The organism is Labrenzia sp. ATLA3 (assembly GCF_057180185.1).
Genome location: NZ_JBXUKV010000006.1, coordinates 228606 through 242999 on the forward strand (window position 1 = coordinate 228606; position 14394 = coordinate 242999).

The 14394-nt window shown below is 60.2% G+C and carries 12 protein-coding genes; 7 read left to right on the plus strand and 5 right to left on the minus strand.

Features of this window, described 5'->3' with window-relative positions:
* The first annotated feature begins 370 nt into the window (after positions 1 to 370).
* The 3 genes from AC2A6O_RS17755 (at position 371) to AC2A6O_RS17765 (ending at position 3389) form a co-directional block, all read left to right on the plus strand.
* A complete protein-coding gene (locus tag AC2A6O_RS17755) occupies positions 371 to 1300 on the plus strand; it encodes a sulfite exporter TauE/SafE family protein (RefSeq protein WP_148584875.1) in 930 nt (309 codons plus the stop codon).
* Complete coding sequence (locus tag AC2A6O_RS17760) at positions 1297 to 2079, plus strand: TIGR02186 family protein (RefSeq protein ID WP_498929065.1); 783 nt, start codon at positions 1297 to 1299, stop codon at positions 2077 to 2079. The genes AC2A6O_RS17755 and AC2A6O_RS17760 overlap by 4 nt, the downstream gene beginning before the upstream one ends.
* A 221-nt stretch (positions 2080 to 2300) precedes the next feature.
* Complete coding sequence (locus tag AC2A6O_RS17765; RefSeq protein ID WP_498929066.1) at positions 2301 to 3389, plus strand: AI-2E family transporter; 1089 nt, start codon at positions 2301 to 2303, stop codon at positions 3387 to 3389.
* Here the strand turns inward: AC2A6O_RS17765 and AC2A6O_RS17770 are convergent.
* The 4 genes from AC2A6O_RS17770 to AC2A6O_RS17785 form a co-directional block, all read right to left on the minus strand.
* A complete protein-coding gene (locus AC2A6O_RS17770; protein WP_498929068.1) occupies positions 3386 to 3673 on the minus strand; it encodes a putative quinol monooxygenase in 288 nt (95 codons plus the stop codon). The genes AC2A6O_RS17765 and AC2A6O_RS17770 overlap by 4 nt on opposite strands.
* 111 nt (positions 3674 to 3784) lie before the next feature.
* A complete protein-coding gene (locus tag AC2A6O_RS17775) occupies positions 3785 to 4675 on the minus strand; it encodes an AraC family transcriptional regulator (RefSeq protein WP_498929070.1) in 891 nt (296 codons plus the stop codon).
* A gap of 113 nt (positions 4676 to 4788) precedes the next feature.
* On the minus strand, positions 4789 to 5526 hold the full coding sequence (gene pdeM, locus AC2A6O_RS17780) for a ligase-associated DNA damage response endonuclease PdeM (protein WP_148584866.1): 738 nt from the start codon (positions 5524 to 5526) through the stop codon (positions 4789 to 4791).
* Positions 5523 to 8027 (minus strand): ligase-associated DNA damage response DEXH box helicase, encoded by a 2505-nt coding sequence (locus AC2A6O_RS17785; protein ID WP_498929072.1) that lies wholly within the window; start codon positions 8025 to 8027, stop codon positions 5523 to 5525. Before AC2A6O_RS17785 ends, pdeM begins: the two co-directional genes overlap by 4 nt.
* A 117-nt stretch (positions 8028 to 8144) precedes the next feature.
* Here AC2A6O_RS17785 and AC2A6O_RS17790 point away from each other — a divergent pair, with 117 nt between their 5' ends.
* The 4 genes from AC2A6O_RS17790 (at position 8145) to AC2A6O_RS17805 (ending at position 12054) form a co-directional block, all read left to right on the plus strand.
* Positions 8145 to 9068 carry a DUF4189 domain-containing protein gene (locus tag AC2A6O_RS17790; protein ID WP_498929074.1) on the plus strand — a complete coding sequence of 308 codons (924 nt, stop codon included), beginning with the start codon at positions 8145 to 8147 and terminating at the stop codon, positions 9066 to 9068.
* Positions 9069 to 9143: 75 nt separating this feature from the next.
* Positions 9144 to 10166, plus strand: a complete 1023-nt coding sequence (locus tag AC2A6O_RS17795) for a ligase-associated DNA damage response exonuclease (protein ID WP_498929076.1) — start codon at positions 9144 to 9146, stop codon at positions 10164 to 10166.
* Between the two features lie 51 nt (positions 10167 to 10217).
* Positions 10218 to 10661, plus strand: a complete 444-nt coding sequence (locus AC2A6O_RS17800; RefSeq protein WP_498929078.1) for a DUF6841 family protein — start codon at positions 10218 to 10220, stop codon at positions 10659 to 10661.
* Positions 10654 to 12054 carry a right-handed parallel beta-helix repeat-containing protein gene (locus tag AC2A6O_RS17805; protein WP_498929080.1) on the plus strand — a complete coding sequence of 467 codons (1401 nt, stop codon included), beginning with the start codon at positions 10654 to 10656 and terminating at the stop codon, positions 12052 to 12054. Before AC2A6O_RS17800 ends, AC2A6O_RS17805 begins: the two co-directional genes overlap by 8 nt.
* A gap of 47 nt (positions 12055 to 12101) precedes the next feature.
* Here AC2A6O_RS17805 and AC2A6O_RS17810 read toward each other — a convergent pair whose 3' ends face one another.
* Positions 12102 to 14189, minus strand: a complete 2088-nt coding sequence (locus AC2A6O_RS17810; protein ID WP_148584855.1) for a DEAD/DEAH box helicase — start codon at positions 14187 to 14189, stop codon at positions 12102 to 12104.
* Between the last annotated feature and the right edge of the window lie 205 nt (positions 14190 to 14394).

A 14394-nucleotide genomic window follows, 5' to 3' on the forward strand; every position in this document is an offset into this window, starting at 1 on the left:
CAGGCTTGTTGCCCGGCTGGGCGTTTTGGCGTTGGAGGGGCGTTTAAGATCTCATGGCGCTGGACGTGAGAAATGTGTTCGGCAATCGAAGGTGCCGTTGGCTCGGCCAGTTTTTGCTGGGGATAAGGGCCCGTCAAAAGTGACGTCGGATTTTTGACAGAAGAAGCGGTGCGGGTCGCAGTGTTGAAAACCGGCCTTTTGCCGAGATATTTTCGCAACGCAACAGGAGAATTCCGCCTGTTATTGTCCTAAAGACGGCGATTGGAACAGAACCGGCCCGCAGGCTGGTTGACAGGCCGGACAGTACGGGTCTTTAACCATTTCATCGTAATCATTACGCAGTCATTTCTGCAATATTTCGGTTGATCCCGTGCAATTATATCTGCCCATAGCCGAGATTCCGGTGAATATCTTCGTGATATTCGGCATGGGTGGTGCCGTGGGGTTCCTGTCGGGGCTGTTCGGTATCGGCGGCGGGTTCTTGCTGACACCGCTGTTGATCTTTTCCGGCATCCCTCCGGCAGTGTCCGTCGCGACGGTCACCACCCAGGTGGTCGCCTCATCGTCGTCGGCTGTCGTCACCTATTGGCGCCGAAAGGCCATCGACCTGAAACTCGGCACGATCCTCCTCTGCGGAGGTGTGTTCGGCTCGCTTATCGGCGTCGTCCTGTTCCAGGTTCTGCAGTCCATCGGTCAGCTCGACGTCGTGATTTCGCTGTCCTATGTCACGTTTCTTGGTGCCATCGGCGGCCTGATGCTGTTCGAATCCATCCGTGCCATCCGGCGGCGCAAATCCGGTGTCGCGCCCAAAGCGCGCAGACCCGGCCAGCATAACTGGATCCACGGCCTGCCGCTGAAGGTGCGGTTCCGCCGCTCCAAGCTCTATGTCAGCGTCATTCCGGTTGTCGGGCTTGGCGCAATCATCGGCTTTCTCGGCACGATCCTGGGCATCGGCGGCGGCTTCATGATGGTGCCGGCGTTGATCTATCTGCTGCGTGTTCCGACCAACATCGTCATCGGCACCTCCCTGTTCCAGATTCTGTTCACGATGGCGGCCGCGACCGTGTTCCATTCCATGGGCACAAAGACGGTCGATATCGTTCTGGCCATGACGTTGATGATCGGTGGTGTTATCGGAGCCCAGTTCGGCGCGCGTATGGGCCAGAACCTGCGCGGCGACCAGCTGCGCATGCTGCTGGCCCTGCTGGTGCTGGCTGTGGGCTTGCGATTTGCGATCGACCTTCTGCTGACACCGGACGACTTCTATTCCATCGCGATCCGGAAGGGGGCAGGGGCATGAGCCGGCTGTTCCTGCTTCTGTCGATGGTCCTGTGTCTGACGACGGGCGCACGAGCACAGGAGCGGCCTGCTCAGGAGCTGGTGACCTCCCTGTCGTCGGACCTGATTTCAATCCAGTCCAATTTCACGGGCACGGAAATCGTCATTTTCGGCCAGGCGAGCGACATCCAGCGCCAGCCGAACGATCCCAGCAGTTACGAACTCGCCATTGTTGTCGAAGGCCCGCCCCAGGACATAACCACACGACGCAAGGGCCGGTTTCTGGGGGTGTGGGTCAACCGCGAGGCCGAGCGCTTTCAGCACGTTCCGTCCTTTTACGCGGTCGCCAGCACCGTCAATATCGGCAGCATGGCGAACCGCACGGTGCTCGATGATCTTGGCATCGGTCTCAATCACATCAACCTGGCTGTGTCCGGCGTTTCCAATGTGGCACTGTCCGACCGGGATGATTTCCGCCGTGCCTTTATCCGTTTGCGGAAGCAAATGGGCCTGTATTCGGAGCAGGAAGCCTCGATCACTTTTCTGACCGAGACGATGTTTCGCACCAATATTCCTCTGCCGGCCAACATTCCGGTTGGTGACTACAAGGTGAAAAGCTTCCTGTTCCTGCACGGCCATGTGGTGGCCCAGACGGAGCAGACACTGGCCGTTGCGAAAAGCGGGTTTGAACAGGTTACTTTCGAAATGGCGCAGTCCTATCCGTTATTTTACGGCGTTCTTGCAGTCTCGCTGGCCATCTTCACCGGCTGGCTCGCCGGCGTGATTTTCCGCAAGGACTAGTCAGCCCGTTGTGGGCCCCCGGCACCATTCAACTCGCACGGTTCTGATTGCTTGCCACCTGCGCAACACCTTTGTTTCGCAGCGTCAAATCGCTTTTCTACGCACTTTCCGCTGGCGCTCGCAGCAGCTGTGGCTATTCTCAAGTCTATCGAATTTTCAGACTGTTGGGGCAGGCGGACATGACAGATGAACCCTCATCCAGGCCACGGGTGGAAACAGTCGTGAAACAGGATCCGACGCTTGACGCGAAGGTGATCGATGTTGCCATCCGCCTCGGCGTTCTCGGGCTTTTCGCCTATTTTTCGCTTCAGCTGGTGGCACCGTTCTTTCTGTTTCTGGTGTGGGCCGTGGTGCTGACAGTTGCGCTTTATCCGGTCTATGGCTGGCTGACAGCCAGGCTTGGCGGACGCAAGGTTCTGGCTGCTGTCCTGATCACGCTCTGCTGCCTGGCAATTGTCATCGGTCCCGTCGCCGTGCTGATCGTCAGTCTCGTCGACACCCTGCAGGGCTGGTACCACGGCGTTGCCAGCGGCGTGCTCAAGCTGCCTCCGTTGCCCGAGAAACTGGGCACCTTGCCGGTCGTCGGTGAGAATCTTTCCGAAATCTGGCACCTTACCGGCCAGGGTCTGGAACAGGTGTTGGCCAAGGTCGGTCCAACACTGGTGCCCGCCGGTGGCCGCATCCTCGGCGTCCTGGCATCGCTGAGCGGCAGCGTTCTGTTCTTTGTTGTCTCCATCATTCTGTCAGGCTGCCTGTTCGTGCCGGCTCCCTCTCTGGCAAAGGGTGCCAAGCTGTTTGCCGACCGCATCATCGCTCCGCGCGGATCAGAGTTCGTCGATCTGGCTGGGGCCACCATCCGCAACGTCTCGCGTGGGGTCATCGGTGTCGCCGTCGTCCAGGGGCTGCTGACGGGCATCGTGCTGATCGTGTTTTCCGTGCCGCTTGCCGGTGTTCTGACCTTCGTGGCGCTGATCCTGTGCATCGTTCAGATCGGTCCTGCTCTGGTAATCATTCCCACAATCATCTGGGCGTGGAGCTCCTGGGACCTGATGCCAGCGCTCCTGTTCACCGTGCTGATGGTTCCGGTGATGCTGATCGACAATGTCTTGCGACCGATCCTGATGTCCCGGGGCCTGAACGTGCCGATGCTGGTGATCCTGATCGGCGTTCTCGGCGGCACCATAGCCTATGGCCTGATAGGCCTGTTTCTCGGGCCCGTCATTCTGGCGGTGTTTTACGAACTGGTCATTGCATGGGTGAAGGCAGGCGAGAAGAGGGCGGCTGAAGCGACGAGCTTGCCCGATCGCTAGAGCGTCTGGAAATAGCCGCTTGCCGGATCTTCAGCGAGATGGCTGGAAATCGCTGCCCAGGTTCCATCGGCAACCAGTCCGTCGATATGCGCCTTGTGGATTGCTTCGTTTTCCCAGTTTTCGACAAGCGTAAAGTGGCAGGCATCATCCCGGTCTCTCAGAACCTCGACGCCGTGACATCCGGATACGCCCGGAAGCTCGGTCGCGACGGAGCGCATGATGGATTCAAAAGCCTCTTGCTTGTCTTTGAGTGCCTTGAAGTGAACGACAACTTTGATGGCCATGTGGAGTCCCTTCCGCGTTGGCTGTGTGGTGCGGGCATGGGATAAGCTGGCAAGAGAGATAATAACAGACCCGTTCCTGCTGAACGACTGCCCGATCCTGCGAACCTTTCTTCAGCCGTCGTTCTGGCGAGGGCTATGCAGAGTCTCTGTATATTGGCGCGGAGCCAGGCCGAAAGCGGATTTGAAATCGCGCGTGAAATGGGACGTGCTGGCGTAGCCGGCAGCCTCGGCGGCACGGGCGACGCTCGTGTTTGAAGTCAGGAGTTGCTGCCGGGCGCGATCTAGACGTACCTGCTTGCGATATTGAAGCGGCGACTGGCCGAACAGGGCAGTGAAACCATGTGCGAAATGCGAGGGGCTCAAGGCAACCTCGGAGGCGATTTCGGCAACTGTCAGATCCGGTTTTGCAGCATGGGCCTCGATATAGCGCAAGGCCTTGACCAACCTTTCATCCGTTGCACCCACCATGCTCCTCAGCACGCCAAATGCGTTGGACCGCAGGATCCGGTAACAGATCTCCTGCAGGCAGAGGGGCGCCAGGACGTGGCAGTCGGCAGGATCCTGAAAAGCGGTCAAGAGGCGCAGCAGCGAAGCGGCAAGTCCATCGTCAAGTGGCTCGCAGGCGATAAGCGCGCCATTGGCCGGGGAGGACACATCGGCATGGGTTTCGGAAAGGCGGACCAGCGTTTGAGCAATCAGCTCCGGTGGCAGTTGCAGTTTGATGGCGAGGTAAGGCTCTGCCGGAGAGCCCTCCACATAGGCGCTGTAAGCAGTATCACCATGAAACGCGATCACGTGGCCTGTGTCATTGATGATCTGCTTGTCGCCCAGGGAAACGCGTTTCAACCCGGATACTGCAACAGCGACTGACAATCCCCTGTTCCGGCCACGATGATAGGGAAGGCATTCCGACTGTCTCAACACCCAGACGGACGCAAGCGGGGACGGGGTGACACCATCCGTCTGCGCAAACTTCCAGACAGCATCGGCCAGTGCACACATTGCTGGTGAAGCACTTTCGGGACTGCCGGATTGGCAAGGTTCGGCGGGAGTGGTCGTTAGCATCACTTTGGCTTAGTCAAATGATGCCGCCGACACAAGCAGCAGGTAAATTGTCAGTCCCCGACCAGCCGGCTGGCGGTGAAGGGGTAGAGGCGGTCGTTGCCGAGCATGAAGACCGAAAACTGGCGCCGCCGAAACAGCATGCCATAGGCCTCGTCGGTGACGTTGAGGCCACCTGTCAGCGCGCCAAAGGCGGGCAGGACAAGACGGGTGCCGTCGGTGACGAAACAGGCCCGCCGGATCGAACGGCCGAAGCGGCGCACGCGGGCGGCGGGATGCAGATGGCCGCAGATTTCCCCGGTGGTCTCGGTAGAGCCAACCTTTTCGACCGGTTCGTGGCGGAAGGTCAGCGGTCCGATGGTGATTTCATCGACCGTGACACCGCACAGGCGGACCGGTGCAACCGGATCGTGGTTTCCGGTAACCCAGATCCATTCGCGGCCGAGCTGCAGCGTTGTCAGCATGGCCCGGTAGGGCGCAGGCAACCGGTCGGAGCCGTCAGGGTCGTGGAAACTGTCGCCGAGGCAAATGACGCAGGCCGGGTCGAAGGCATCGATCACGCCGGCAAGCTTTTCCAGCGTCGCTCCGGTGTCATAAGGCGGCAGCATCACACCGCGCCGGGCGTAACTGGAGCCTTTTTCAAGATGGAGATCCGCGACGATCAGGGTGGATTCGTCCGGCCACCACAGGATTCCGCTGTCATGTAGACCGACCAACTGGCCATTGATCTGAATGTCATGACATACCGGCGCAGCAGCATATTTGCGCAGATGGGATGTCAGGGCACTCATTCCATAGCCTCCAGTACGAGTTCTTCGGCGGCGTCGGCCAGCAGCGTATCCATGGCCTCCCCGTAGACCGGTTCTTTCCCTATTTCGAGAAGAATTGGCACGGCAAGGGGCGAAACATGTGGAAGGTCAGTATGCGTGATTCGTCCGCGGATACGGGCAAGAAGTTCCCCCAGACGAGAGATATCCAGAAGTCCTTCGGCGGCATCGTTCCAGGTTGCCTTCAGGAGTATGTGGTCTGGTTCATGGGCGCGCAGCACGTCATAGATCAGGTCCGAGGAAACGGTTACCTGCCGTCCCGACTTCTCCAGCCCCGGATGGCGGCGTTCGATCAGGCCGGCAATGACAGCACAATTGCGAAACGTCCGTTTCATGAGGCTGGATTCGGCGAGCCAGGCATCAAGATCGTCTCCAAGAATGTCTTCCTCGAACAATTGATCCAGTGGGATCCTGCCGGAGGAAAACTGCAGGGACAGATCGCCAAGTCCCCAGACCGCAAGCGCATAGTCGTTGGCAACGAAGCCGAGCGGGTTTGCGCCCAGGCGTTCCAGACGCTTGGTCAGCAGCATCCCGAGCGTCTGGTGCGCAAGGCGCCCTTCGAAGGGATAACAGACCATGTAATGCTTGTTCGCGCGTGGAAATGTCTCCACCAGCAAGCCGTCTCTGGACGGCAATACGGATTTTTCCTGCTGAATGGTCAGCCAGTCGCGCACCTGTTCCGGCAGAGCCTTCCAGGTTTCGGGCGTCGCCAGCATCGTGCGCACGCCTTCGGCGAGATAGGTGGAGAGCGGAAACTTGCCGCCCATATAGGACGGGATCATCGGATTGTCCGATGTCGTGCGCGAGACATAGGCTTCGCTTTCGCGGATGCCCTCAAAACGGACCACCTCGCCGCCGAAGAGGAATGTGTCGCCCGGCGCCATCTGCTCCAGAAAATACTCCTCCATCTCGCCCAGCACCCGGCCGCCCCGACCAACGGGCGTCCTGCGCCCGGAAGCCTTGGAGCGGACCAGCCGCACCTTCAGCATCGGCGCTTCAACGATGGTGCCGACGTTCAGCCGGTATTGCTGCGCGATCTTCGGGTGGGAGATGCGCCAGAGCCCGTCCTCGCCTTTTCGCAGCTTGGCATATTGATCGTAGCTCTTGAGCGCATAGCCGCCGGTCGCGACAAAATCGAGGACCCGCTCGAAGGTCTCCCAGTCGAGATGCCTGTAGGTTTCCGAGGATCGTATCTCGTTGAAGATGTCCACCGCATCCAGCGGATCAGCACAGGCCAGACCAAGCAGATGCTGAGCGAGCACGTCCAGCGCGCCCTGGCGCAACGGCGGCGTGTCCTGGTCCCCCCGCATGGAAGCGGCAAGAGCCGCCTGGCACTCCAGCACCTCGAAGCGATTGGAGGGGATGAGGATCGCCTTGGACGGTTCGTCCATGCGGTGATTGGCGCGGCCGATCCGCTGGGCAAGACGGCTCGCCCCCTTCGGCGCACCAATATTGACCACCAGATCGATGTCGCCCCAGTCGATGCCCATATCGAGCGAAGACGTGGCGACCACCGCCTTCAGGGCTCCGGAGGCCATGGCGCTTTCGACCTTCCGCCGCTGGCCAACATCAAGAGAGCCGTGATGAAGCGCAATCGGCAGCGTATCGTCGTTGATGCGCCACAGTTCCTGAAACACCATTTCGGCCTGGCTGCGTGTGTTGACGAACAGCAGCGACACGTTGTGCGCCTTGATCAGCTTGTAGATGTCGGCAATGGCATAACGTGACGAGTGCCCGGACCAGGGCACGCGTTCTTCGCTGTCCAGGATCGAGATATCCGGCCTCGCGCCACCGGCAACCTCGACGACATGAGACAGAGCCCGTCCATCGGGGTCGGGTTGGTCGACAAGATAGGCGCGAAGGTCATCCGGTTCAGCGACGGTTGCCGAAAGGCCAATGGTTCTGAGGTTCGGTGCCAGCCTGCGCAGACGGGCGAGGCCTAGCGCGAGGAGATCGCCCCGTTTGGACGTCACCAGCGCATGCAACTCGTCCAGAATGACGGTGCGAAGAGAGGCGAACATGCGCGCCGAGGCCGGGTCTGACAGCAGCAGGGCGATCTGCTCCGGCGTGGTCAGCAGAATATCCGGCGGATTGAGCTTCTGCCGTTGGCGCTTGTGGGACGGTGTGTCACCGGTGCGTGTCTCCAGCCGGACGGCAAGATCCATCTCCGAAACGGGGGCTTCCAGATTACGGGCAATGTCGACGGCAAGCGCCTTCAGCGGCGAAATGTAAAGCGTGTGGATGCCGTTGCCCGCGGAACCGGGTTTCCTTTTTCCGCGCGTCTCAAGTTCCACCAGGCTGGGCAGGAACCCTGCCAACGTCTTGCCGGCGCCCGTTGGCGCGATCAGCAGCGTGGAATGACCTTGTTGAAGGTGATCGATCAGTTGAAGCTGATGCGGCCTCGGAGCCCATCCCCGCGAGGCAAACCAGCTTTGGAATCTATTCGGTAGCAACTGCGCGTCCATGGCTTGGTTTTAGGTCAGGGCTGGGCGAAAAGCGAGGGGATGTTCCTAGAATGTTCGTCTTGCCTTCAAGTCCGCTTTGGTCAATCGTGCGGGAAGATGCCTTAGGGGGAGGTTCTGTTGAAAACACTTGCATTTATTGGAATATTGTCGGCCGCTGTTCTGTCTGCAACTGCTGGTGCAAAGGCTTCGGAAAGCCTTAATTACCGTTGCAATCTCGGCAATCAGTTCGCCTTCATTGAAACGATCCCGGAAGAGGGGCGCGCAATTCTTGAGGACATTGACGGCAAGACCATTCTGGTACCGGACGGGCGGGGCGGTTACTTCAACGATGGCGAGGAGATTTCCTTTGACCAGGACAAGCCCGTCCCCGAACTCTGGCTCGGCGATGTGTCGCATCGCTGCGAGATAGCGACACCGGCTTCCAGCAACCAGACTCATGCGAACGGCGCTGTTGGCGGGAACGACACGCAATTGAATCTCCAGGGACAATCTCTGGGTGGCAAGCTTCGCGACGGGCCTGGTCTGAATTTCCGGCAGACCGGCAGCCTTCCGGAAGGAACCTGGGTCACGATCCTGAAGAACACGGGTGTGCGAATGGATGGCTACGACTGGTTCGAAGTTGCGGCTGACAGCGGATTGCGCGGTTACCAGTGGGGTGGGATCATGTGCTCCAACGGCTCGCAGATTGCCGGTGTTTATCAGGCCTGCGGTGCGCAGGCGTCTTCGCAACCGGCTGTGAAGGTGGCTCAGCAGCAAGGCGGCGGCTGGATGGCCTTTGCGCTGGCCCCCGGTGGAGCCTTTGGTCATGGTGCTGCCCCGACCCGGGCAGGTGCGGAGCAGTTCGCCATGCAATATTGTGGCAACAACCAATGCAGGATTGCGGACACGACGCAGGCAAGGTGCCATGCGCTCGCCGTGTCACCCTCCAGTCATGGTATTGGCGCGGGCGATAGCGAACAGGCCGCGATGAATTTCGCCATGGGCTGGTGCTCGAACAGCGGCGCAAGCGGCTGTCGCATCGAATACAGCTATTGCCAATGATCTGAAACAACACCATGCGGCCTTCTGGCCGCATGGCTGTGGCACAAACGCCAAACAGGCCCTATCTAGCGTCTGATGTCCGATCTTCTAACGCTCACGCCCGAAGGCCTGTTCTGCGCTGAAGCAGGTGTTCATATCGATCCGGTCCGCCCGGTCGAAAAGGCTGTCATTACACACGGCCATGCCGATCATGCCCGGTCGGGCCATGGGGCGGTGTTGGCGACCCGCCAGACACTCGACATCATGGCCATCCGCTACGGCGAGAATTTCTGCGGGGCGGCGCAGGCAATCGGTTTTGGCGAGACGCTGAAACTTCAGGGTGTCGAGATCTCGCTTCATCCGGCAGGACACGTGCTCGGCTCTGCCCAGGTGTTGTTGACATCTGCCGGTCAGCGAACCGTCGTCTCCGGCGACTACAAGCGCCAGGCGGATCCGACCTGTGCTCCGTTTGAAGTCGTTCCCTGCGATACCTTCGTGACTGAGGCGACCTTCGGTTTGCCGGTGTTTCGCCATCCCCCGGCGCGAGAGGAAATTGCCAAGCTGCTTTCCTCGCTGGAGTTGTTTCCGGAGCAGACCCATCTGGTCGGGGCCTATGCGCTCGGCAAGGCGCAGCGCGTGATCGCCGAATTGCGGGCGGCCGGTTATGAAAAGACGATCTACATGCACGGCGCGCTGGAAAAGCTGACGGCCTATTACAAGAGCCAGGGGATCGATCTTGGCGATGTCGAAGCCGTTGGCCAGCGCGGCAAGGAGCTCGCCGGTGAAATTGTCCTGTGTCCGCCCGGGCAGCTGTCAGACCGATGGTCCCGCCGCTTCGGCGATCCGGTTGCGGCGATGGCATCGGGCTGGATGCGCGTCAGGGCCCGGGCCCGGCAAAGAGGAGCCGAACTGCCGCTGATCCTGTCCGACCATGCCGACTGGGATGACCTTTGCCGCACCATTCTGGAAACGGGAGCCGAGCAGATCTGGGTAACCCACGGCGCGGAAGAGGCACTTGTCCACTGGTGCGAATTGAATGGACGAAACGCCCGCCCGCTCAATATGATAGGCTATGACGACGGCGAGGATGCCGACGTTGCGCGGGCCACACATGGCTGATCAGGCCTGCACGGAATTACGGCATATTTTCCTTTTGGGGGAGAGGTAGTCATGGCGGACAACGGTGGATTTGCAGGAGCCGGAAACGGACAGACAAACGGGGCCGGGGCCAGCGCAAATGGCGATGCGGAAGAAGCGATTGCCCAGCTCTTTGACGACTACCAGGCCGGTTTCAACGACTATGACATCGACAGGATCTGCGATTGCTTCGCGCTGCCGACCATCATCTGGCAGCATGAGAAGGGCCATGTCTTCAACGACGACGAGGAACTGATCGAGAATATCGAGGCACTTCTGCAGGCCCTGGAAAAGGAAGGCGTGTCCCATTCGGATTTCCACGTCGTCTCCAGCCACGTCAGCGGCTCGGCCGCACTGGTGACCCTCGACTGGAGCCAGGAAACGGCCGACGGCGAGGCCGTTTTGGAATTCACCTGCCACTATCAGCTCATCCAGGACGGAGCGGATTGGGTTATTGCCTGCATCATCAATGAATAAAACGAAGGGCCGGAGGGCGGGTCGTCTTGTCCTGCCGGTCCTTTGCATGCTGTCGGCCCTGTCTGTACGGGCTGGAGCCGAGACGCCGGCAGCCTATGGTGCGCTGACACCAGCACCCGAAAGCTTGAAAGCCTGCGAGCTTCCGGAGATTGCCCCGGGCAAGGTTTTGCTGGAGACGGATTGCCGCTATTCGGATCCAGTCGTGATCTCCACCGGCAATGTGATTCTGGATTGCCGTGGAGGCACCATATCGGGCATGCACCGGCGCGGCATCACCATCCGGCCCGGTCTGAAGAACGTTACCATCCGCGATTGCCGCCTGGCTGACACCGGCGGCATCCTGATCGAAGGTCAGACGCCGACGGATGATGCCCCGGCACGGGATGAGGCGCGGGCAACATCGTCGCAAGGGGTCGTGCTCGACCATCTGACAATCACCCAGTCCTATATGACCGGTGTCTTTGTCGACCACTACGTGGTCGGTGCGACGATCCGAAATTCCATTGTTGCCGATGGTCACCATGTCGGCATCTATCTGGAACATGGGTCGCAGAAGAACGTCGTTTCGGGCAATCTGATCCGAAACAACGGCCTCTTCACCAACAAGGGTATCCGGCGCATCGGCCCGACCCGCCGCGAAGGCCTGTCCGTGGACGGGTCCGCCTACAATCTCATTGAAAACAACGTTTTCGACAGCAATGCCTTCGGCGGCATCTTCCACTACAAGAACTGTTGGGAATTCCACACCACCAACCCCGAAAGCCGCCCGCGCCTGCAAGGATCGGACGGCAATGTCATCCGGGGCAACGTCTTTCGCAACATGGACATCGGCATCTGGGTCGCCTCGCGCCAGGCGCGGGATCTGGTGATGTGGGATTGCGGCGACAAGAGCCCCTACGACAATCCGGTTTCGCTGAACCTGATGATGGGTGAGCGCCCGTGGGGCAAGTCCGACAATTTCCTGGGCTATCGCTTCAATCCGGAGTTGATCGCTGGCTTGGTCGACAAGAATGCCCTTGCCCCCAGGTGGCCGTTTCCGATGGAACTGCACCTTTACGAGGATTTCGCAGAAGACAATACCTACGAGGGCAATTGCTTCGAGAACCTTGTCACCGGCATCCGGATCGAAGACGACGGCAACACCGTCAGGAAAAACCTGTTCCTGGGGGACTTCGAATATCTTTATCTTGGCAGCCCGTTCCGGGCACGGGTGTTGAACCGGCCGATTGAGGGAACCGTTATCGAAGGCAACACAAACGTCTCTCCCTCGGGGCGAAGCTTCCTGCAGAACAGCTTCCTCGCGGAGGGGGAGTACACGGATACCGTTATCGATCAGCCAGACAAGGCGTCAGTCGGGCCGAAGCCGGAGGTCTGCCAAACGGGGCAGAGCTAGACCAGTCCAAAAGAAAAAAGCCGGTGACGCTGGTCACCGGCCTTTTGTCAGGGCTTGGTTTTCGAAGCCTTGCGCTCGGAGCGCGACGGCTTGTTTTTCTTCCCGGCTTTCTTCTTGACCCCTGCGGCGTTGGCTGCAGGACGGCTGCGCGGTTTGCGGCGTTCGCCGTCAGGTGCATCCGCGGAACGGCTCTTGCGCTTGGGAGCCTGGTCGCCGCTGTCGAGATCCCGGGCCAGTTCCTTGGTGTTCAGAGGCTCATAGGCAGGATGGTTCGGAACGAAATCGTCGTCGCCGGACCGACGGCGGGGTTTCCCGCGAGGGCCGTCAAATTTGCCCTTTGGGCCGTCGAACTTGCCGCGGCCTTCGCGCTTCGGGCGGCCCGCCTTCAGGCTGTCTTCTGCACCGAGGTTTTCATAGTCCGGTGCGTCCGCACCACGCGGGCGGCGTTTGGGCGGACCGGAGCGGTCACGGCGGAAGCCATCATCCTTCGGCGGAGCCGGTATCTTGCCGCCACGCGCGTCGAGCAGTTTGATGGTGGCATTTTCTTCACCCGTGCCCTCACGCTTGACCACGTCGGCAAAGCGCTGGCCATGGCTGCCGGCGATCTCGAAATAGAGTTCGTTCTGGAAGATCTTGATTGCGCCGACTTCCTTCTTGGTCACGTGACCGGCGCGGCAGATCATCGGAAGAATCCACCGCGGTTCAGCGCGCTGGCGGTGGCCAAGCGACAGCGAGAACCAGATGCCGTCTTCAAACTTGCCGGTGATTTCCGCAGTGCGGCCACCGCGTGAACCGGCATCCCGGCCTTTCAGAGACGAGTCATCCAGACCCGATACTTCTTCCGGAGCGGGCAGACGCGACTGACGCAGTTTGACAAAGGCAGCCGCCAGCTGTTCCGGGCTGTGCAGCGCAAGCAGTTCGTTGGCAATTGCCAGTTCTTCTTCTTCCAGCTCTACCTTCAGTGCCGGGTCGGCCAGAAGCCGTTCCTTGTCCTTGGCACGGATGTCATCCGCAGTCGGCGCACCTTTCCAGGTTGCCGTGATACCGGCGAAATGCAGCACGCGTTCTGCCTGGCGGCGACGCGGGAAGGGGACCATCAGCACGCAGGTGCCCTTGCGCCCGGCGCGGCCCGTACGGCCGGAGCGGTGCAACAGCGCCGCCTTGCCTGTCGGCAGGTCGGCATGGATCACCAGATCGAGGTTCGGCAGGTCGATACCGCGCGCGGCGACGTCTGTCGCGACGCAGACACGGGCGCGGCCATCCTTCATCGCGGCCAGCGCGCTGGAGCGCTGTTCCTGGCTGAGTTCGCCGGAAAGCGAGACGATGGAAAAACCGCGGTTTGCGAGACGGGATGTCAGCCGGCTGACGGCTTCACGGGTCGAGCAGAATACGATTGCCTTTTCCGCCTCGTGCTGGCGCAGCACGTTGATGATGGCGTTTTCGCGCTCGTTCGGCGCAACCGGATGCGCGACATAGTCGATGTCGCCATGCTGTTCGCGCGCATTGATGGTCGACAGGCGAACGGCGTCTTTCTGAAAGCGCTTGGCCAGTTCCGCGATCGGCTTGGGAACCGTTGCGGAGAACATCAGCGTACGTCGTTCCTGCGGCGCGGTATCCAGAATGAACTCCAGATCCTCGCGGAAGCCCATGTCCAGCATTTCGTCGGCTTCATCGAGCACGACGGCCTTGATCTCGGAAAGGTCCAGTGCGCCACGTTCGATATGATCGCGCAGGCGACCCGGCGTCCCTACGACGATGTGAACACCGCGCTCCAGTGTCCGCCGTTCCATGCGCGGGTCCATGCCGCCGACACAGGAGGCCGTCACGGCACCGGCTTCATTGTAGAGCCAGGTCAGTTCTTCCTTCACCTGAAGGGCAAGCTCACGGGTCGGGGCAATGGCCAGCGCCAAAGGCGCGCCTGCTCTGCCGAGGCTGTCCTGTCCGTCCAGCAGGGTAGGGGCGAGTGCGAGGCCGAAGGCAACGGTCTTGCCGGACCCGGTCTGCGCGGACACCAGAAGGTCGGCTTCCGGCGGAGCGTCGCTCAGAATGCTTTCCTGAACGGAGGTGAGGTTTTCATAGCCACGTTTCGCCAGCGCGGCCTTCAGCGCCGGGGCGAGAGAAGTCAAATCGGTCATAGAAATCTTTCAACTGCTCCGGATCTTCTGCATGCCAGTCAGCAGTCTACCGGATAGGGCCATCCAGTTATGGGCCCATGGATGGCCGCGGCTTATACAGGTATTTTCCGTTTCCGTCCATCCCGCATTTCGGGAGACCAGGCTAACCCTGACAAAACCGCCAAGGATTATCAGGGAACGCTCGCATAAATATTGGAAATAATAC